This is a genomic window from Marinobacter xiaoshiensis (genome assembly GCF_031631795.1).
Taxonomy (GTDB): Bacteria; Pseudomonadota; Gammaproteobacteria; order Pseudomonadales; family Oleiphilaceae; genus Marinobacter; species Marinobacter xiaoshiensis.
This window is the reverse complement of record NZ_JAVMBO010000007.1, coordinates 404,437-424,573: the sequence shown is the minus strand read 5'-3', so window position 1 is coordinate 424,573 and position 20,137 is coordinate 404,437. Positions and strand designations below refer to the sequence as shown.

Genomic DNA, 20,137 nt, shown 5'->3' with positions numbered 1-20,137 from the left:
GCCTTAGGCTCAACCACGCCAGGCTTCGAAGACAACAAATTTGGGGTTGGCATCGAGTTGCCGCACTTGCGAAAAGTATCGGCGCAAACTTTTGTGGTAACCCAGGTGCCGATTCCCCACCATGATCAAACGGCCAGTATCAGACAGGTTCTGCGCCGCCTGCTCAAACAACCTCAAGGCGATATGGTCACCCACCACGCCGCCTTCATGAAACGGCGGATTCAGCAGGATTCGATCAAATAACGCCTGCTCGCCGCTAATGCCATCCGCGTGCAGGAATGATGCCTTGGCATCAGGATATGCAGTCTCTACATTGCTGCGAGCACTCAATACGGCCTGGCTGGACACATCACTGAATGTCATCTCAATATCGGCCCGAATAGCCAACACACTCAGCCCAAGCACGCCGTTTCCGCAGGCCAGATCCAGTACACGGGCGCAAGGACGGCAGGATTCGATGGCAGGCTTCAGGTGGGGCAACATCAGCCGAGTGCCTATATCCAGCTTCTCCCGGGCGAATACGGCTGGCATGGCATTAACGCGGGCGCCAGGCGCTTCCAGGTCATACCCTTTCCAGATTCCAGGCCAATTATCCAGACTGGCCTCACCTTGGCTACAGGTAATCAACCGGGCTTTCTTCACCGCCCGACTTACTTTCTCAACATTCACCGTTCTGGCAAATACATCCACACTGCGATCCGGAAGATGCTTGATCATCCCGGCCGCCAATATGACCCCGGCTTGCTTGAGCGCACCATTGGACCAACGCAACAACCAATCCAGATAGTCGGTTTCACGGGGAATCTTCAGCAGAATCAGGTCATAGGTACCAACAGGCGGCTGTAACCAGCTGAAAACACGTTCTGGAGCGGCACAAGCGGGGTTCAGAGCGGCATTCAAGGCCAATGCAGAGCCTAGCTGGGCGCTATCAGCAACTACATCAGGCGAAAATGGAGACAGACCCAGGGTCAGGGCGCCGTATTGATCATCAACAACCAGAACCCGCGAGTCAGGCGCGATTGCCAAATGCTCGAAAGCTTCCTGCAGGAGCAGCTCGTCGGCAGAGCTCCAGGCCCGCAGGCTTGGATCATCGGTGCCGGGGCGATTGAGGGTCAGGCGACCACCGGGAAATTCCAGCACAGCGGTTGTCATATCAGGCATCCAGAGGGAGTTCGTGTAAAGCAGCCATTTTAGGCTGATTACTCTAGAAATTAACCCTATTGTTCGTTTTGTTCACTTTTAGGAAGGCTTTCATCACGAGGGCTTTTCTCAAACTCATTCTCGGTTAGCTCCTTTTTTTATGGAAGCGAACCTTTTGCCCCTCACCCCAGGGGCTTTTTTCGTTATTGGCCCCGGAAAGCACGGTAAACGGTAAAGCGCCCGTCTTCGCGCAGGCGCTCAACTCTGCCTATATATCGTTTGATCAACGCTTCGTAGGGCAGAAAACTGTTTGCCACCAATCGTAATTCGCCACCTGGCTGCAACTGCCGCTTCACATCCTGAAGAAACTGTTCTGTCATGGAGGTGTCGGTTTTTACACCGGTATGGAAGGGAGGATTACTGATAACTCCGGGCCAGAGGCCGTCAACCCCGGCCAGGCCGTCAGAAGCGACAATGCTGCCCTCGGCGCAGTTGCGTTGGTAGGTTTCCCTTGCACAGATAACCGCCTGAGATTGGACGTCCACGCCATCGATACTGGCAACAGGGGTTTGCTTTGCTGCTTGCCAGGCTTGAATCCATGCTCCAATGACACCCGCACCACAGGCAAAATCGAGCAGCCTGTCTGCCTGCATGGGCTGTTCTGCCAGTGTCTCCAGCAACATGCGTGTTCCCTTGTCGAGGCCATCCTGACTGAATATCCCGGGTAACCCCGCAACGTCAATGGAGATTTCTGAACACTCAACGGTGCTCCAGCTCAACCAGTCCTGAACCCGGAACCCGGGAACCGGCTCAATCGAATCTGCACACCAGACCTGACAATGGCGTGCGCTGTCTGCCTTTGATGCCCGGGGCGCAACGGCTTTAAGCTGTTTGATGGCACCCGCTATGCCTTCTTTTTTCTCCCCGACCAGTATCAATCGTGCATTGTCTGCCGCCAGGGAGCGGGCCAGCGCAAGGCGCATTTCCAACTCGGCACGGGCTTTTGGCAAAAACACCACGATGCTGTCATAGCTGCTGTCAGCCAGCGCCGGATCGTCATAACCAAAGGCAGCCTGCCAGCCATCATGGCACTCCAGCGCGCGGAAAACACCCGCGTGCTCGCTCATGGCAAGGCCGCTACAAGGGAGCGCTGGCAGCAAATGTGCCGATGAAATACCCAACAAAGCCAGCCGGCCGGATAACAGATGCTGGTTTTTAAGCAATGCCTGATGGGAATTAGGTAAGCCGGAGCCAGTTATACTCTGCATGAATCGAATGATGCCGTTTTGCGATGAATACTAGACTTTTTTCTGACGACCCGAGCGCACAGGGCGCAATACCAGCTCATCCAGACTGTTCTGTTTGATCTGTTCCCAGTCCTGAGCCCCGGAAACAGATAACCCCATATCCCGGAGTATGCCGTCTGCCAAATCGTACACGAAGCCGTGAACGTTCAGCCGTTGGCCGCGCTTCCAGGCTTCCTGAACAATGCTGTTCTGGCACACATGCCCAACCTGCTCAATAACATTCAGTTCGCACAGCCGATCAGCCTGATCATTCTCGTTACTACAGGCACTGAGTACAGACTGATGACGATCCCGAATATCCTGCACATGCCTAAGCCAGTTACCAATGAGACCAAAGCCCTCATTGCGCAGAGCAGTCTTGATGCCGCCGCAGCCATAATGGCCAACCACAAGCACATGCTTGACCTTCAACACCTCTACGGCGAACTGCAAAACCGACAGGCAGTTGAAATCGGTATGGACGACGACGTTAGCAACGTTCCGGTGCACAAAAAGCTCACCCGGAGGCATATCCACAATCTGGTTGGCCGGCACCCGGCTGTCAGCGCAGCCAATCCACAGGTATTCCGGCGCCTGTTGATTCGAGAGGCGATGAAAGAACTGCGGATCATCGGCTCTGATGGCATCTGCCCAGGCCCGGTTTTTTTCAAGAAGATGGTCAAGCTGGCCCATTAACAGGCTCCGTTTCGTGATTCCCGGTCGTGATTGAACGGGAATCACGGCTCCAACGCAACACTCAGTTTATCTGAGTCATGTCGGGCAGCCTTTTTGAGCTAGCTCTCGCTTTGTGATTGATGCAGCGTACTCTGCGCCAGATCCAGCAATTCGCGCAGTGCCACAGAGAACATGGCGTACTCTGGCTCCCTCACGCCCTTGAGCTCCTGCAGCATGGATTTCCAGCGTTCGATCAGCGACTCATGCCGTTCCAGCCAGGCATCTACGCATGCAGGCAATTCCTCCGGCTTTCCAGCCAGACGAAGTACGCCAGTGGTCAATGCCCGCTGCTGCCAATCCATATCCTCCCGGAAGCTCTCCCTCGCCAGTGCCTGCCAGTGGGACCCAGGCTTGAGGTTTGCAATAGCGGTAGCAAACCAGTTCAGGTCAAGCCTGTCGCCTAATTCATAGTACAGGTTAGCGACGGTTTTAAGCGGCATGCCTGTGGTTTCCTGTGCCTCGATAATACCAAGGGATGAATACAGATAACTGGTACCAGCCAGCACAGAGGCCAGTTCCGCCGGCACCCCTTCACTAACGAGCGCATCATTACGCTTTGCCCACTCGCTGCTGGCATACTCGCCCAGATATTCAGGCAAGCCAGACGTGATCGCCCAAACACTGTCGGCGAAACGCTCCATATGGTTCTGAATGCTCAGTTCCGCACGGCGATTCCGCAACAGCCAGCGCACGGAGCGGCGCATCAAGCGCATCAGATCCTGCATCAGTTTCATCTGTAACTGAGCCGAAATGTGAAAATCCAGCGCTTCAATCTTGTCCCACCAGTTATCGATCCGGAAAACATCCCGGGTAATCAACCATGCCAACGCGATAGATGCGGCGTCTGCGCCGGTGGATTGGTTCAACCGCTCCACAAACGTAATGCCCATGTGGTTGACCATATCGTTGGCAATCTGTGTGGCAATAATTTCCCGGCGCAGTTGGTGTTCACCCAACTCCTTGGAGAAATTCTGGTTCATATCCCGGGGAAAAACCTTGTACATTTCACGGGCAAGCAAGGGGTTATCTGGCAGGCTGCTGTCGATCAACGTCTGCTTCAGATCGCCTTTCACATAGGAAATAAGAACCGACAGTTCGGGCCGGGTCAGCCCTTTATTTTTCAGTTTGCGCTCAGACAGCGTGTCGTCATCAGGCAGGAACTCCAGACTCCGGTTTAGCTTGCCTTCGCTTTCAAAGGTGTTCATCAGCCTGCGGTATTCCTCAAGGCGCGTGGCTGCGTCCTCGTTGGCAATACTGATGGCCTGGGTTTGCCGGTAGTTGTTCTTTAGAACCAGCGCGGTCACATCGTCTGTCATCTCTTCCAGCATGACGTTGCGCTGTTTAAACGTAAGATCTCCCATTGCTACGGCACGATTGAGCAGGATCTTCATGTTAACTTCGTGGTCTGAGCAGTCGACCCCGCCAGAGTTATCAATAAAGTCTGTATTCAACTTCCCGCCCGTCAGGGCATAATCAATGCGCCCAAGCTGGGTCATACCCAGGTTGCCGCCCTCACCTATAATCTTGCAGCGCACATCGCCACCATTGATGCGCACGCCATCGTTACCCTTGTCACCAACATCGCTATGGGACTCTGTGCTGCCCTTGATGTAGGTGCCGATGCCACCTACCCAGAGCAAATCAACCCGAGCCTTCAGAATGTGGGAAATCAGCATATTCGGGGGCACACGGTCTGAATTGATATCCAGGAGTTTCTTGATTTCCGGGCTTATGGCGATGGATTTTGCATTGCGATTAAATACACCACCGCCTTTGGAAATAAGCTTGGTGTCGTAATCCGTCCAGGCCGAGCGCGGCTTCTCGAACAGCCGTTTACGCTCTTTATAGCTCTTGGCCGCATCGGGTGTCGGATCCACGAAAATGTGAATATGGTTAAACGCGGCCACCAGCCGGGTTTTCTCAGAGTTCAACATACCGTTGCCGAATACGTCTCCGGCCATGTCGCCAATACCAATGGCGGTAAACTCATCTTCTGCAGGGTTAATGCCCAGCTCGCGGAAGTGACGCTCAACAGACACCCAGGCGCCCCGCGCCGTAATGCCCATTTTCTTGTGGTCGTAACCATTGCTGCCACCGGAGGCGAAGGCATCTGCCATCCAGAAGTTGTACTCCGCCGCCAGGCCATTCGCGATATCAGAGAATGTAGCCGTGCCTTTATCTGCGGCAACAACCAGGTAGTGATCATCCGAGTCGTGGCGAACCACTCGCTCTGGTGGCTGGATCTTGGCATCAACCAGGTTGTCAGTAATATCGAGCAAGCCCCGGATAAACGTTTTGTAGGCTGCAATACCTTCGGCCTGGAATGCCTCCCGGTCCGAAGAATCCGGCAGTTGCTTGGCAACAAACCCGCCCTTGGCACCCACCGGCACAATGACTGCGTTCTTTACCTGCTGAGCCTTCACCAGGCCAAGCACTTCAGTGCGGTAATCCTCAAAACGATCAGACCAACGCAATCCGCCTCGGGCAACCTTGCCACCACGCAGGTGAACGCCCTCAACACGCGGCGAGTAAACAAATATCTCGTACACAGGCACAGGCAGAGGCATGTCCGAAATGCCGGAAGGATCAAACTTCACACTGATATAGGGCTTGGGCTGACCTTCTTCACCAAGCTGGTAGTAGTTGGTGCGCAGGGTCGCCTGCATCAGTTCGAGGTAAAGACGGAGCACCCGATCTTCACTGAGGTTATCCACTTCTTCCAGCCCGGCGTTGAATTCTATTTCCAGTTTCTGTTGAGCCGCCTGACACTTCACCTCACTCTGGAAGCGATCCGGATTGAACCGCACCTCAAAGTACTCCAGCAGAATCCGGGTGAGCTCAACGTGATTCACCAGGGTATTGGAAATAAAAGTCTGACTATTGGAAAAACGGATCTGTCGCATGTAGCGCGCATAGGTGCGCAACAGGGCAATTTCCCGCCAGCTCGTGTACGACGTGATGAGCATACGGTTGAAGGCGTCATTCTCCGCTTCGCCGTACCACACCCGATGGAACAGCTCCTCGAAGATGGGCCGTATCCGGTGGATATCCACCGCCTTGCCGCCGTGGGCATATAGGGTGAAATCGTGAATCCACACGGTTTTATTGTTCCGGTCGGTCACTTCGAACGGATGCTCACCCAGAACACGGAAGCCCAGGTTGTCAAAAATGGGCATTACGTCCGATAGCGGCAGAGGCTGGTCAGGATAAAACAGCTTGAAGTGCAAGGTGCTTTCGTCTTCTTCAAGCGCCCGGTAAAAGCTCATTGCCAGGTCATTACCGGTAGAAGCTGCCGCTATATGCTCAATATCAATAGCGGCACGGCGCGGCGAGAACATCTCGGTGTAACTTGCGGGGAAACCACTCGCCCACAGGCGATGTAGCTCATTACCTTCTTCTTCCCCAAAGGCTTCACTGAGAGCCACGGATAGGCCATCGCGCCAGGACTGGGCTAACTCGATGACCTTTTCCCGGATCTCTGCCAGTGGCAATTTGCGGTTTTCAACCTGAGGCACGCGAATGGTGAACTGCACACGTGCCAATACAGACTCGGAAAAATGCGTCACAAATTCAATGTCTTCAGCACCAAGCTGATCAAGCAGCACCTGCTCCACCTTCAGGCGAAGTTCAGTGTTGTAAATGTCCCGCGGGAAAAACGCCAGACAAGTAACAAACTGGCCGTACACGTCTTCACGCATAAACAGCTCAATACGATGGCGCTCCTGTATATACAGGATGTTCTTTGCCACGTGCAGCAGCTCATCTTCGGCAATCTGGAACAGCTCGTCCCGAGGATAGAGGGTGAGAATCTGCTCAAGCTCCTTACCGGCGTAATCTGCCCTCAGGAACCCGGAGCCTTTCATCACGCTCTGAAACTTGCGCTTGAGCAGTGGAATCTCATCTGGCCGCTCGTTATAAGCACGAGAGGTGTACAGCCCCAGGAACCGGCGCTCGCCAACCACCTCGCCCTTCTTGTTGAACTTCTTTACGGCGATATAGTCCGGATAGGCGGGGCGGTGAACCCGTGAGCGCTGGGCCGATTTTGCGAAAATGATAATATCATCCGCCCGCGTCATTTCGTGGCGCGTGCGTTGAGGTAACTCGTCAAGACGAACCTGCTCCGGCCGCTCGTTGTTTACACGGAGTATGCCCAGCTCGGATTTCTCAACTCTGCGCACCACCATGCCTGACTTTTCCTTGGCAAAGTCATACTCGTCGTAGCCAAGAAACGTAAAGTGATCACTTATCAGCCACTTCAGAAAGGCTTGCGCCTCTTCCTTCTGCTCACTGCTAATCACTGCGGTGGTGTTATCCAGCTCTTTAATAATCTGGTTAACCTTCTCGGTAACGACCGGAAAATCCGAAACGGCAATGCTCACTTCGTGGAGGACAGCCTTCAGTGCCTGCTCCAGGTCCTTGAGATCCTTGGGGTTGCTGTGCCTGGCAATTTCAAGAACGATAAGCGCTTCATACGCAGAGCCCGCATCGGTTTTCTTGGGCGCCAGCAAGTTTTCGAGGTTTCCTGATTTGTCCCGCTCCAGATTGAGAATGGAGTGCTGAATGGAGTGAGTCGCAATTTCCCGCTGGTTAATCGCAATACGCAGGGAATCAATCAGGAACGGGATATTCGGGTGCAAAATAAACACAACGGTATGGGTAGACTGCCAGCCATCACTTTCCAGATCCGGGTTGAAGACAGCCACAGGCGCCTCTTCTGCACCACGCTTCTGCATAAACTGCCAAGCGGCCATTGCAGCGCCGTAAGTGTCTGAGAGTCGCCGCTCAAGAAGTTCTTCCAGAGGAATATGGGCGTAATGCTGCTTTACAAATTCGCTGATTTTCTTGGCTTCGGCTTTGGCAAGTTTCCTGGAAAACTCTTCAGCCAAAAGTTCGAAAAACTGATCTTTGCTTGCCACTGTCAGCGCATTCATGGGCGACCTCAGATAGTGTGAAATAAACGTAATAGGGATATCGTGAGATAAGCATAGTCAAACCCTTGATTTTTGCCGGTCAGACACCAAAACTGCGGCAACTACTTACGCACGAGAGCAATCACTTCCTATGTCGTTACAGCATACGTTCGGTGAACTACGGGCACAGTTAGCCAAAAGGATCATAGGCCAGGAAAAGCTGGTCGACCGTCTTCTTATTGCATTGCTTGCCGATGGGCACCTTCTGGTAGAGGGTGCTCCGGGGCTGGCAAAAACCACTGCGATAAAAGCCCTGGCAGACCATCTCACGGGAGATTTCCACCGCATTCAGTTCACCCCGGATTTGTTGCCATCAGATGTAACCGGCAGCGAGATTTACCGGGCAGAAACCGGGTTGTTCGAATTCCAGCGCGGGCCAATTTTCCACAACCTGGTACTGGCAGACGAAATCAACCGGGCACCGGCAAAAGTTCAGTCTGCCCTGCTTGAGGCCATGGGCGAGCGCCAGGTCAGTGTGGGCATGCGCACCTTCCCTCTGGACCGCCTGTTCATGGTGATGGCGACCCAGAACCCCATCGAGCAGGAAGGCACTTACCCCTTGCCAGAGGCCCAGCTTGATCGCTTTTTGATGCACGTGGTGATCGGGTACCCGTCGGCACAGGCCGAGCAAGCCATTCTTCATCTGGCCAGAAATGATTACAAACAGGGCCAGGCCGCCGCAGAAGTTCGACTGACCGCAGACCAGGTTTTCGAAGCCCGCGCTGAGGTTGCCGACATCTACATGGCTGAACCGGTTGAGCAGTACCTTCTTGCTTTGGTGCTCGCCACCAGAGACCCAGGCGTTCTGGACGCGGAACTGGCCCGTTGGACAGCATTTGGCGCCAGTCCCCGGGGCACTATTGCACTCGACCGCTGCTCCCGTGCCATTGCGTGGCTCAACGGCAGGGATTACGTAACACCCGACGATATTCGAGCGGTTGCCTTCGATGTGCTCCGGCACCGAATCCTGCTGACCTTTGAAGCCGAGGCGGAAGGCGTAACGGCAGACACAGTGATACAGCGCCTGATTGACCGCGTACCCGTGAGCGCCTGAGGCTGGCCATGGATGTACGCGCCAGTGATGCAACAACCCGCATAAACTTGCAGGCACTCATTCGCCTGCAAGCAGATGCCCGGGCCTTGAAGCTGCCTTCAGCGCGCCCTGCAAGAGCACGCCAGGCTGGGCTCCAGCGCTCTGCACAGCGTGGTCGTGGAATGGCCTTTGCGGAGGTGCGGCTTTACCAGCCAGGGGACGATATCCGCAGCATTGACTGGCGTGTAACCGCCCGCCGCCAGGCACCCCACACAAAACTATACGAGGAAGAGCGCGAACGACCGGTGCTGCTAATATGCGATCTGGGCCCCACTCTGTTTTTCGCCAGCACCGGAGCCTTCAAACAGGTGCGCTGCGCTCAGCTTGCCGCCATTCTTGCCTGGCTGGCGCTTATGGCTGGTGATCAGGTAGGCGGCATTGTGTTTAACGGCAGCACCTTGAACGTTCAGCGCCCGGCCCGGCGAAAAAAATCCGTATTAAGGTTGCTGGACACCCTCGCCAGCCAGCAGCACACATCCATAGAAAGCGCCTCATCAGAAACCACCCTCGATACGGCGCTCGCGGAAGCCCGGCGTGTTGCCCATACGGGCAGTCGAATCTTCGTGATCAGTGATTTCCTTGGCATCTCGGACAACACCCCGTCACTGCTCGCTGCTCTGGCTCGCCACAACAGTGTCAGCGCATTGCGCGTTGTGGACCCCCTGGAGCTTGAACTGCCCCAAAGCGGTCGCTTCGCAGTTGCCGGTACTGAAGGCCCTGTCTGGTTTGATGCATCCAACAGCCGCTTTCAGCAGGCCTGGCGTGAAAAGATCACTCACCACGAGGCCAGGCTTGAAGAGTGCTTTCGGCTATCTGGCGTATGGGCATCCAAAGTTTCAACCCATGAATCACCTGCGGTGAGCCTTAAATCCATACTCGGGCCGGGAGGGAGAATCGGATGACGCCTGACGATCCCCTGAGCCAACTGCGAGATATTCACTTGCCAATAACCGGCGGCTTCTGGCCACCGGCGCCGGGCTGGTGGGTTCTGGGCCTCCTCCTGCTTTTTGCTTTGGCCGCTTTGGTCTGGGCAGTTATTCGTCGCCACCGCCGAAACCGCTGGCTGAGGCTTGCAAAGGCCGAACTGGCTATTCTGGAGCGCTCGGCCGTTAAAGAGCCACTGTGGTTCACGGAACTCAATGCGCTGCTCAAGCGTGTGGCGCGGGCCCGTTATCCGGCCGAAAACCCTGAAGCCCAGACTGGCGAGCAATGGGCTGAATGCCTGATCCGCCACCTCCCTGAAGGCCGAATAGCCCATCGCCCTGTTGTCGATGCTTTGATAAACAGCACCTGGCAACCGGAGCCGACGGCCGAACCCGCACAGGCTTTGGAATTCGCCCGTATTTGGCTGGAGGCGCAAAAATGCTGAGCCTCACTTACCCCTGGGTACTACTACTGATTCTTGTGCCCCTGCTGTTGCAATGGAAGAAGCCCGCCACCCACACAGTGGACGCCCCGGTTTTCCCCGTTGGCCACTGGCTCTCGGCGCTGCCGGGGGTTACTCGACAGGGCAATGGCGTGCCCCGCTGGCAAACCCTGGTGCTGTTTCTGGCCTGGGCGCTGCTGGTACTGGCACTGGCACGGCCACAGCATGTCGGTGAACAGGTGCAAATGCCCGTGTCCGGGCGCGACCTTATGCTGGTGGTGGACATTTCGCCCAGTATGGAAGAGCAGGACATGATCATTCAGGGCCGCAGCATCAACCGCTTACAGGCCGTTAAAAGAGTGCTGAACGACTTTATTGCCCGCCGTGAAGGAGACAGGCTGGGCCTGATACTGTTTGGCACGGAGCCTTATGTGCAGGCGCCTTTGACCTTTGACCTGGAAACACTGGAAACCCTGTTGCAGGAATCCGGCATCGGTATGGCCGGGCGGGCAACAGCCATCGGCGACGCTGTCGGCCTGGCTACAAAGCGCCTCAGAGAGCGCCCTCAACAACAACGAGTGGTGGTATTGCTGACTGATGGCGCCAATACCGCCGGCCAAATCACTCCGGACAAAGCCACGGAAATAGCGGCGGCTGCAGGCGTTCGCCTTTATACAATCGGTATTGGTGCCGAGTCGATGATCCGCCGTGGTTTGCTGGGCTCCCGCCGGGTAAACCCTTCAAGAGATCTGGACGAGGATCTGCTGACACGCATGGCCCAGCAAACTGGCGGCGAGTATTTTCGTGCCCGCAGCCTGCCCGAGCTGGAATTGATTTACGAAACCATCAACCAGCTTGAACCCATTGAACTGGATGGCAAAACCTACCGCCCGGTTACCGATCTCTTTTTCTGGCCTGCGGGCATGGCGGTCGTTCTCTGGCTAGGCCTCCTTATGTTCAGACGAATCAGGACCTGGCAGGGCAATACCCGGCAGGCTGCGGAAGGAGATGCGACCCATGGCTGACTTCCACTTCATCCGCCCTCTCTGGCTTCTGCTGCTACTCCTTGCGCCTTTGTTGTACATTGTTTTGGCGCGCCGGAGCTCCGGCGACAGTGGCTGGTCAGGCCTGATCCCCGAGCAGCTTTTGGCCCCGGTTATCCGGCGTTATGGCGGAGCTGAAGGCAAAGGAAAATCAAAGCTCCTGCCAGCAATCAGCGCACTGGTTATCCTCGCTATTGCCCTCGCCGGGCCAGCCTGGCGTGAGGCACCGACACCCCTGAAAAAGCCGGGGGACAGCCTGGTGATTGTGCTCGACTTATCGCTGTCCATGCTGGCCACCGATCTGGAACCGGACCGCCTAACCCGGGCAAAGCGCAAAATCCGCGACATACTCGCCGTTCGGGAAGGCAGTCTCACCGGGCTGATTGTGTACTCCGGCGATGCTCACGTCGTCACGCCTCTCACCGACGACATCAACACAGTCACTGGCATGCTCAACGTGCTCGATCCTGTGATCATGCCGGTTCAGGGCAACCGTTCGGATCTTGCAGTTGCCAGAGCCCGCGCACTTTTGGAACAAGGTGCTCCGGGCATGGGTCGCATTCTGTTGATTACCGATGAGGTTCCAGATCGCTACCGCGAGCCTATCCGCACTGCGCTAAAGGGCAGTGACTATACCCTCAGCACGCTGGCCGCCGGCACCCGCGATGGCGGCCCCATCCCGCTTGCAAGGCGGGGGTTTATCCGCGATAACGGCAGCATCGTCATAACTCGTACCGACCCGGACATGCTCGCGGAACTCGCCCGAAACAATGGTGGTAGCAGCCATGAAATGACGTTGGATGACACCGACATAGCAGCCCTGAATCTCAGCCCTGCGGAATCCGACGAGTGGCAAGACTCCACCACCGGGCTCACAGTAAACCGCTGGCAAGACGACGGCTACTGGCTGCTGTGGCTGGCCTTACCATTGTTATTACTGGGCTGGCGCCGCGGCGCTTTTACCGCCATAGCACTGATTGCCCTGCCCGCTCTGCCACAACCAGCTCAAGCCATGGATTGGGGCAGCCTGTGGCAGCGTGAAGATCAAAGGGCCGCGGAATTGATACGGGAAGATCCAGCTGCAGCGGCCAGGATTCTCACGTTACCGGAATGGCGGGGGGCAGCTCTTTACAGGGCCGAGCGCTACGAGGAAGCCGCCAAAGTTTTCTCCGGCCTGGACACTACCCTCGGGGATTACAATCGTGGCAACGCTCTCGCCCGGGCCGGCAAACTAAAGGAGGCTATTGAGGCCTACGACAGCGCACTAGCCCGCAAACCAGACATGGAAGATGCGCGGGTAAACCGTCAGATTGTTGAGGATCTGCTCAAACAGCAGGAGAAACAATCCGGTCAGGACCAGGGCGAAGACAACCAGAACTCTTCGGATTCCAGCCAGAACGATGGCCAGCAACAGGGGAACCCCTCAGACTCATCCGGTGACAACGAAAATCAGGATCAGCCACAGAACTCGGAACAGGAACCTGAACAGTCCGAAAACGGAGGCGAAGACCAAGAGCAGAGCGGTAATCAGGATGAACCTGGCGAGCAGCAACCAGGCGACGCATCAGAAAACCAGGATTCAAGCGCGCAGGCCACGGAGACAGAACCCGGCGATCAGGAAGTCGAGGCACCCGCGCCTACCTCTGAAACGCCCCTGACCCAAAGCCAGGAGCAATCCCTTCGCCGGGTACCAGACAATCCGGGCGGGCTTTTACAACGAAAATTCCTGCAACAGTATCAGGAGCGTCAGACACCATCGGATGAGGGCGACACACCATGGTAAAACAGCTGAATATTCCGGCAATCTGGCTGGCAGTTCTTATGGTATTCGGGCTTGGTGCGCAGGCCGGCGAACTCAGCGTAGAGCCAGACAGAACCCGCCTTTACGAAGGCGAAGTGCTGACGCTTACCGTCAAGGGCAGCACAGAGATAGATATCAGCCTGAGCAACCTGTTTGATTTTGATCTATCGAACTTGCCCTCGCCAGATATCGAAAAGGTGGAACGTGATTTCGAGATACTCGCCCGCAACCAGCGCTACAGCATTCGCACAATAAACAGCGACATGGTGGGAGAAATAACCTGGACCTACCAGCTTGCACCCAAATCAACCGGAAAACTCACCATACCCCCACTGAGTTTCAAAGACTCAAAATCCAAACCGGTGGTCATCGAGGTTGTTGGCGGTACGCCCCCTGACCAGACTGGCACGAATCGAGGGAGTTTCATTGAGCTGACGGCTGACAAAGCCGAAGTCTATGTTCAGGAACAGCTGATCCTGACAGTGAGGCTGTTCTTCCAGGGCAACCTTATCCGTGGTGAGCTTTCCGATCCGCAGCACCCAAACGCGATCATCGAAAGCCTCGGCAAACAACGGGAGTATTCCAGCGACCGCGACGGCGTACGCTACCGGGTTGTGGAGCGGCGCTACGCCCTGTTTCCACAAAAACCCGGCGTAATGAATCTGCCTCCCATTCGTTTTGAAGGTCAGGCCAGAGATGCCGACGGCTCTCTTCGGTTCCTGCGGGACAGTGCCTCCTTGTTTGAAGTGCCTGTAAAAGATGTACCAGCAGAGTTCAGCGGCGCAACCTGGTTACCGGCCACCAGCCTCACTCTCAGAGAGGCTGGCATGCCACCTACCTTGAATCTGAAGACCGGCGACAATCTCACCCGCACACTAAGCCTGCAAGCTGCAGGACTGCCCTCAGAAGCGCTGCCCCCCCTACCTGATTCTGCGCCTGACGGGCTTCGAAGCTATCCGGAAGAGCCACAGCGAAACACTAACGTGGGCCCCGACGGCATTGTCTCGACCCTCACTCAAACCAGCGCTCTGGTTCCCGTGGAATCCGGAAAACTGAGCCTTCCGGCGGTGCGTATTCCCTGGTGGGATACAGAATCCGACAGTGAGAAAGTTGCTGTTATCCCTGCACAAACCCTGAACGTGGTTGCATCTGACGCGTCACCAGCGGCTGTCGGAGGCCCCACGTCAAGCCAAGGCTCACCACCTGCCACTGGCGATGCGAATCAATCTGTCAGCACCGGTGCAGCAGCAGACAACGCATTCTGGCAATGGGTCAGTCTTGCACTTGCGGGTATTTGGGTTCTGACAATGTTGGCCTGGTGGCGAACCCGCAGACTGGCTGCCGATGCGCCTGCCAATAGCGCCTCTGAGGAAAGCGAAAGTGAACGCAATGCGTTTGAGCAGATGCTTAATGCGGCAAAAGATGGTCGGGCATCCACGCCGGGGCTGTTTGTTCACTGGTCAAATTTGCACTGGCCAGGGCACGACTTCCGCTCTGCCGGAGACGTTTTCCGGGTAGTTCAGACACCGGATCTTGACAAGGAGCTGAGCGCACTACAGGCGCATCTGTTCAGCCGGGATCGTTCCGGTGATGGAAACAGCAGTGAACAGTGGGACGGGGAGCCTCTGGTTGCGGCGCTCCGGCAAGCAAGGCAACAGAAAAACAGATCTAAGCAGGAAACTGACTTGCCGCCACTTTACCCCGCCGGCCTTTCATTGTGAGGGGTAACGTGGCAACAACTGAAATCAGTTTGAACACTCACCGGGCCGGTACCTGCCGGCTCGGCGGGAGAAGTTCCGGCTAACTTCCGGTCAACTGCTTATTGATCACTATGGATACCGGTGCGCCCTGCTCTCTGGTAACCGTAATGGGTGTATCAGTACTGCCCTGCCAGTCACCTGCTTGTGCGTTGATGCTGCCAGAACGTGTCAGGCGCGCCGTTACAGCCACTTCTTCCACACCTGAGATCACTGTCTCCGGCGTCATCGCATATCGGTCATCCAACCGGATATCAACGGGCAAAGCGCTTGCGGTCAACCTGACAACGGCCAGCGGGGGGCCGCTTTGAACATTCGCTGCACGGGCAAAAATAAACAAGGTAGTGTCTTCAGGAATATCCTGCCTGAATGCTTCATCGAGGCTTACGCTCACAGTTACGCCCATACCCTGAGCGCTATCATCCGCTGCAGCAAAAGCCGGTTCCTGTGCTGGCGGCTGCTCCCCAAGGCGAGTGTAAGCTTCTTTAATGCCACCCTGAATGGCGCCCAACTGCGGGTGGTCTGGTGCGACTGCCTGAATGCGTTCCCAATATTGGATAGCTTCCCGATAGTCGCCCTGACTGAAGGAGTGAATACCCAGTAAGCCCAAGGAATTAACTTCGTCGGGGTTCAGTGACCTTGCTTCTTCAATTGTGGCGGTGACCTTATCGGTCATGGCACCCTGACTGCGGAAAAACAGTGCTTGCGCAGACAGCCCCAGAGCAACTGCCCGGGATCCATCATCCGACTTCACACTATCCGCCAGCTGCCGGAATGCCCAGGCAGCATCTTCATAGCGCTCCAGGCGCATATAGGTTTGGCCCAACATAGCCCATCCGTCCGGGTTGTCGGGGCTTGCTTCCAACCGCTCACGCAACTGTTCTGTGAGCGTGTCCATCTGCGCTGCTCGGGCTTCGTCTGAACCACCCAATTCCTGCATGGCTATATACGCTTCCACGCTGTCCAGAGCGCCCCACTCGTCATAAAGTACAACCGTGGCTGCGGGGATCAGGAGTATTGAAACCAAACCCACTGCCATCGCGGCCTTGCGACCGGGAATACTTTTTGCCGGAGCTTCGTTCTCAGGCACATCATCCAACATGGCTCCGGCAAGTTCATCGCGCAATTGCTGGTATGTTTCCTCGTCAATAATTCCAGCTTGATGCTCTTTTTCCAACTCAGCCATGCGGCTGCGATATGCCATCAGGTTCTGGTTTCTGAGATCCGTCTGCTGCCGGTCGCCCCGGCGGTGGAACATCACTGGGTAGATTACAAATGCCAGGGCAAGAATGATCAGTACCGTTGCGGCAATCCAGAAAGTTTGGGTCATGGAAATATCATCACAGGTTCAAAATGAATAAAACGGTGCGTACAGCTACGAAGCCAGGCGTTTGAACTAAGTGCTATTCAGGCCTTGCCGTTACGATTTTTTTCCGCAAGCATTTTTTCAATGCGGGCCTGCTCGTCTGCACTGAGTGCTGGCGCTGCTGTGCCCGCCCGACGAGAACGAACAACCACCCCGGCTACCACCAGCAAACCACCCAAAACGGCTATTGCAGGCGTTGCCCAGAGAACGAAGGTTCGACTGTCCAGATCGGGCTTGTATTTCACAAACTCACCAAAGCGGCCTACCAGAGACTCAACAATTTCATCATTGCTGGCCCCCTCCTGCATCATTTGATAAACCGCATTTCTCATATCCTTGGAAATGGGGGAATTTGAATCCGCAATGTTCTGGTTCTGGCATTTGGGGCAGCGCAGTTCTGCAATCAAATTCTGGTAGCGTTGCTCTTCACTGCGGCTGTCAAAACCATACACAGCAGAAACATCTGCAGAGGTTATGCCGGATGCAAGAATAGCCAGCAGGAAACACATAATACGGAGCATCAGCCATTCCCCCGCGCTTTAGTAATCACTGGCAACAGGATCTGTTCCCACACCTCGACGTTGACCACACCTACATGGCGATAACGCACAACACCGGATGCATCAATAACAAAGGTTTCTGGCGCGCCATAAACACCTAGATCAAAACCCAGAGTGCCTTTTGGGTCATAGATCACTGTACGGTATGGATCGCCCAACCTGTCCAGCCAGACCAAAGCGTCATCTCTGTTGTCTTTGTAGTTCAAGCCGATAATTCGAACCTTCCTTTCCTGCGCCAACCACATCAGATCAGCATGCTCGTCCCGGCATGCAGGGCACCAGGTACCCCACACATTCAGCAGGGTAACCTCACCCTGGAACAGGCTCTCATCAAGGGTCGCCTCAGGTTGCTTGAGGCTTTTGAGACTGAATACCGGAACCGGCTTTCCAACCAGGGCGGAATCCAGCTTGGTGGGATCTTTACCGATACCGGCAAACAGGAATGCACCCACTATGATGGCTACCAGCAACGGCAGGAACAGTAAAAACCGTTTCATGAAACCGCTCCGGCTGCGCCCTGAGAGCCCGGCTGCGCTGGCGACGATGGTGCAGAGGACGCTCGGCTTTCAGTCGCCCGTTCGCGTATCCGGTAACGGCGATCCGAGATGGCCAGGAAACCACCTGCGGCCATAAACAAAGCGCCAAGCCAGAGCCAGCGGATCAACGGCTTATACTGCAGGCGAATAGCCCAGGCGTTGTCTGAAATACGTTCACCGACAGCCACAAATATATCCCGGAACAGACCGGCATCGATATCCGCTTCTGTCATAACGCTCATGCCAACCGCGTACTGGCGCTTTTCAGGGTGCAGTTCAGCAATACGCTTGCCATCCAGCATGATCTCGAACGTACCGTATTGCGCAGTAAAATTCCGTCCACGGCGCTCACCTATATCCACAAACAGGAATTGGTAATCCCCAACCTCAGCCACATCTCCCGGCACCATGCGCACATCGCGCTCAATACCATAGTTCGACACCACCGTTGCGCCTGCCATGGTGAGAGCGAGGCCCAGGTGACCCAGTACCATGCCGTAGTAACTGCGGGACTGCCGTTTGAGACCATGAATTCGCCCCTTTTTCGATGAAGACTTGTCCCAAAGATCCCAGAAAGTTGCAGTGGTTACCCATACGGCTGTAAATACGCCAAGGAACGCCCAGGGCTTGAATCCGCCATACACGATCATGACCGCCGTACTAAGCAACACACTGACCGCCAACGGCCACAAGAGTTTGCGCGCGAGCCAACCGGCATCGGTTTTCTTCCAGCGGGAAAAGGTGCCAACGCCAAGCAGAAGGCCTGTCGCCACAGCCAGCGGGCTGAACGTCAGATTGAAGAACGGTTCACCAATAGAAATCTTGCCCAGTTCAAAGAAGTCCAGAACCAGTGGGTAAAGTGTGCCAACTGCCACCAGCAAGGTTGCAGCAACCAACAGTACGTTATTCAGCAACAGGAATATTTCCCGCGACAGAGAGCCGTAACGGGAGCGCACATGAACCACCGGCGCCCGGAACGCATAGAGCATCAGGCTGGCCAGGATGGTTAGTGCCAGCAATGCCAACAAAAAGGTGCCGCGCTCCGGGTCAGATGCAAATGCATGCACCGAGGTAAGCACGCCAGACCGAACCAGAAATGTACCCAGCAGGCTAAGTGAGAAGGTCACAATGGCTAGCAGTACTGTCCAGCTTTTGAAAACACCGCGTTTTTCGGTCACTGCCAACGAGTGCATCAGTGCGGTACCCGACAACCATGGCAACAGGGAAGCGTTTTCGACCGGATCCCAGAACCACCAACCGCCCCAGCCAAGCTCGTAGTAAGCCCACCAGCTTCCGAGCGCGATACCAATAGAAAGGAAAGCCCAGGCAACGGTTGTCCAGGGCCGGGACCATCTGGCCCATGCGGCATCCAGACGACCGTTAATCAATGCCGCAATGGCGAATGCAAAAGCGACCGCAAAGCCAACGTAGCCCATGTACAACATGGGCGGGTGCACGATCAGACCGAAGTCCTGCAACAAGGGGTTCAAGTCTGCACCATCAGCCGGCACGTTGGGGAGCAAGCGATCAAAGGGGTTCGAAGTCACGACGATAAAGAGCAGGAAGCCAACACTCACCATGCCGAGCACGGATAATACCTGGGAGATCATCACCGCCGGCAAACGGCGACTGAAAATGGCAACAGCCATGGTCCAGCCGGTCAGCATCAATATCCACAGGAGCAGTGAGCCTTCATGGCCACCCCACACTGCGCTGAATTTGTAATACCAGGGCAGCATACTGTTGCTGTTGTTGGCCACGTAGGCCACGGAGAAGTCATCCGTCAGGAAGGCATGGGTCAGCACCACAAACGCCAGCCCGACAAACACAAACATGCCGGTGGTCAGCGGCCTGGCAAAGGCCTGAAGGCTGTCCCGGCCAGTGAGTGAGCCAACCAGGGGTACAACCGACAGAAGCACTGCCAGAATCAGCGCCAGTATCAGTGCAAGCTGTCCGAGTTCGGGATACATCAAAGCTCTCCAGGAATCAGGCTATTGGTTGTAGGGTGTTTAGTAGGTTGCCGGTTTGGTACTTTCAGCCGCCGACTTGGCCTCCGCATTTGAAGCCTTTTCCAGGGCTCCGGCAACTTCCGGAGGCATGTAGTTTTCATCATGCTTGGCCAGAACCTGATCCGCCACAAAACGGCCCTCGGCGTTGAGCCTGCCCATGGCGACGATGCCCTGCCCCTCTGCGAACAGGTCAGGCAGAATTCCGACGTACTCCACCGGAACAGAAGCGCTGTAATCGGTGACCAGAAACTCCACCTTCAGGCTTTCCGGGTCCCGCACAACCGAACCCTCTTCAACCATGCCGCCTGCGCGGATTCGCACATCAACAGGGGCCTCACCCGCAGAGATCTGGCTTGGGTCGTAGAACAAGTTGATGTTCTGACGCAACGCATAGGTTGTCAGCGCCACTGCAACGGATAGTCCTGCCAGCAGAAACAGTACAATGGTCAGCCGTTTTTTACGGATCGGGTGCATT

Annotated in this window: 15 protein-coding genes; 6 read left to right on the top strand and 9 right to left on the bottom strand. The window is 55.6% G+C overall.

What is annotated here, in order from left to right; translation table 11 throughout:
• Positions 1 to 9: 9 nt before the first annotated feature.
• The 4 genes from RKA07_RS05735 to RKA07_RS05720 all read right to left on the bottom strand — a co-directional run bounded on the left by RKA07_RS05735 (position 10) and on the right by RKA07_RS05720 (position 8,092).
• The gene (locus RKA07_RS05735) at positions 10 to 1,152 is read right to left on the bottom strand and encodes a class I SAM-dependent methyltransferase (RefSeq protein ID WP_310965835.1); all 1,143 of its coding nucleotides are present in this window, start codon (positions 1,150 to 1,152) and stop codon (positions 10 to 12) included.
• A gap of 191 nt (positions 1,153 to 1,343) precedes the next feature.
• Positions 1,344 to 2,408 (bottom strand): class I SAM-dependent methyltransferase, encoded by a 1,065-nt coding sequence (locus RKA07_RS05730; protein WP_310965834.1) that lies wholly within the window; start codon positions 2,406 to 2,408, stop codon positions 1,344 to 1,346.
• 30 nt (positions 2,409 to 2,438) lie between these two features.
• Positions 2,439 to 3,119: a carbonate dehydratase gene (can, locus tag RKA07_RS05725; protein ID WP_200369223.1), complete on the bottom strand. Its 681-nt coding sequence runs from the start codon at positions 3,117 to 3,119 to the stop codon at positions 2,439 to 2,441.
• A 101-nt stretch (positions 3,120 to 3,220) separates the two neighbouring features.
• Entirely contained in the window at positions 3,221 to 8,092 is a 4,872-nt protein-coding gene (locus RKA07_RS05720; RefSeq protein ID WP_310965833.1) for an NAD-glutamate dehydrogenase, read from the bottom strand.
• 130 nt (positions 8,093 to 8,222) lie between these two features.
• Between RKA07_RS05720 and RKA07_RS05715 the strand changes: the two genes are divergently transcribed.
• The 6 genes from RKA07_RS05715 to RKA07_RS05690 are packed head-to-tail and all read left to right on the top strand — an operon-like array spanning position 8,223 to position 15,155.
• Complete coding sequence (locus tag RKA07_RS05715; RefSeq protein ID WP_310965832.1) at positions 8,223 to 9,185, top strand: AAA family ATPase; 963 nt, start codon at positions 8,223 to 8,225, stop codon at positions 9,183 to 9,185.
• Between the two features lie 8 nt (positions 9,186 to 9,193).
• Positions 9,194 to 10,126, top strand: a complete 933-nt coding sequence (locus RKA07_RS05710; protein WP_310965831.1) for a DUF58 domain-containing protein — start codon at positions 9,194 to 9,196, stop codon at positions 10,124 to 10,126.
• Positions 10,123 to 10,593, top strand: coding sequence for a DUF4381 domain-containing protein (locus RKA07_RS05705; protein WP_310965830.1), 471 nt, complete (start codon positions 10,123 to 10,125; stop codon positions 10,591 to 10,593). Before RKA07_RS05710 ends, RKA07_RS05705 begins: the two co-directional genes overlap by 4 nt.
• Positions 10,587 to 11,615 carry a vWA domain-containing protein gene (locus RKA07_RS05700; protein WP_310965828.1) on the top strand — a complete coding sequence of 343 codons (1,029 nt, stop codon included), beginning with the start codon at positions 10,587 to 10,589 and terminating at the stop codon, positions 11,613 to 11,615. Before RKA07_RS05705 ends, RKA07_RS05700 begins: the two co-directional genes overlap by 7 nt.
• Entirely contained in the window at positions 11,608 to 13,416 is a 1,809-nt protein-coding gene (locus tag RKA07_RS05695) for a VWA domain-containing protein (protein WP_310965827.1), read from the top strand. Before RKA07_RS05700 ends, RKA07_RS05695 begins: the two co-directional genes overlap by 8 nt.
• Entirely contained in the window at positions 13,410 to 15,155 is a 1,746-nt protein-coding gene (locus RKA07_RS05690; RefSeq protein ID WP_310965826.1) for a BatD family protein, read from the top strand. Before RKA07_RS05695 ends, RKA07_RS05690 begins: the two co-directional genes overlap by 7 nt.
• 79 nt (positions 15,156 to 15,234) lie before the next feature.
• Here RKA07_RS05690 and ccmI read toward each other — a convergent pair whose 3' ends face one another.
• The 5 genes from ccmI to ccmE form a co-directional block, all read right to left on the bottom strand.
• Entirely contained in the window at positions 15,235 to 16,521 is a 1,287-nt protein-coding gene (gene ccmI, locus RKA07_RS05685) for a c-type cytochrome biogenesis protein CcmI (RefSeq protein WP_310965825.1), read from the bottom strand.
• Positions 16,522 to 16,598: 77 nt separating this feature from the next.
• Complete coding sequence (locus tag RKA07_RS05680) at positions 16,599 to 17,078, bottom strand: cytochrome c-type biogenesis protein (protein ID WP_200201128.1); 480 nt, start codon at positions 17,076 to 17,078, stop codon at positions 16,599 to 16,601.
• Positions 17,078 to 17,614: a DsbE family thiol:disulfide interchange protein gene (locus RKA07_RS05675; protein ID WP_310965824.1), complete on the bottom strand. Its 537-nt coding sequence runs from the start codon at positions 17,612 to 17,614 to the stop codon at positions 17,078 to 17,080. The genes RKA07_RS05680 and RKA07_RS05675 overlap by 1 nt, the downstream gene beginning before the upstream one ends.
• Positions 17,611 to 19,623 (bottom strand): heme lyase CcmF/NrfE family subunit, encoded by a 2,013-nt coding sequence (locus tag RKA07_RS05670; protein ID WP_200369215.1) that lies wholly within the window; start codon positions 19,621 to 19,623, stop codon positions 17,611 to 17,613. Before RKA07_RS05670 ends, RKA07_RS05675 begins: the two co-directional genes overlap by 4 nt.
• 39 nt (positions 19,624 to 19,662) lie before the next feature.
• Positions 19,663 to 20,136 carry a cytochrome c maturation protein CcmE gene (gene ccmE, locus RKA07_RS05665; RefSeq protein ID WP_200369214.1) on the bottom strand — a complete coding sequence of 158 codons (474 nt, stop codon included), beginning with the start codon at positions 20,134 to 20,136 and terminating at the stop codon, positions 19,663 to 19,665.
• Position 20,137: the final 1 nt, after the last annotated feature.

Coding starts and splice junctions, on each gene's coding strand:
- RKA07_RS05735 (WP_310965835.1), bottom strand. CDS start 1,152: ATGACAACCGCTGTGCTGGAATTTCCCGGTGGTCGCCTGACCCTCAAT.
- RKA07_RS05730 (WP_310965834.1), bottom strand. CDS start 2,408: ATGCAGAGTATAACTGGCTCCGGCTTACCTAATTCCCATCAGGCATTG.
- can (WP_200369223.1), bottom strand. CDS start 3,119: ATGGGCCAGCTTGACCATCTTCTTGAAAAAAACCGGGCCTGGGCAGAT.
- RKA07_RS05720 (WP_310965833.1), bottom strand. CDS start 8,092: ATGAATGCGCTGACAGTGGCAAGCAAAGATCAGTTTTTCGAACTTTTG.
- RKA07_RS05715 (WP_310965832.1), top strand. CDS start 8,223: ATGTCGTTACAGCATACGTTCGGTGAACTACGGGCACAGTTAGCCAAA.
- RKA07_RS05710 (WP_310965831.1), top strand. CDS start 9,194: ATGGATGTACGCGCCAGTGATGCAACAACCCGCATAAACTTGCAGGCA.
- RKA07_RS05705 (WP_310965830.1), top strand. CDS start 10,123: ATGACGCCTGACGATCCCCTGAGCCAACTGCGAGATATTCACTTGCCA.
- RKA07_RS05700 (WP_310965828.1), top strand. CDS start 10,587: ATGCTGAGCCTCACTTACCCCTGGGTACTACTACTGATTCTTGTGCCC.
- RKA07_RS05695 (WP_310965827.1), top strand. CDS start 11,608: ATGGCTGACTTCCACTTCATCCGCCCTCTCTGGCTTCTGCTGCTACTC.
- RKA07_RS05690 (WP_310965826.1), top strand. CDS start 13,410: ATGGTAAAACAGCTGAATATTCCGGCAATCTGGCTGGCAGTTCTTATG.
- ccmI (WP_310965825.1), bottom strand. CDS start 16,521: ATGACCCAAACTTTCTGGATTGCCGCAACGGTACTGATCATTCTTGCC.
- RKA07_RS05680 (WP_200201128.1), bottom strand. CDS start 17,078: ATGCTCCGTATTATGTGTTTCCTGCTGGCTATTCTTGCATCCGGCATA.
- RKA07_RS05675 (WP_310965824.1), bottom strand. CDS start 17,614: ATGAAACGGTTTTTACTGTTCCTGCCGTTGCTGGTAGCCATCATAGTG.
- RKA07_RS05670 (WP_200369215.1), bottom strand. CDS start 19,623: ATGTATCCCGAACTCGGACAGCTTGCACTGATACTGGCGCTGATTCTG.
- ccmE (WP_200369214.1), bottom strand. CDS start 20,136: ATGCACCCGATCCGTAAAAAACGGCTGACCATTGTACTGTTTCTGCTG.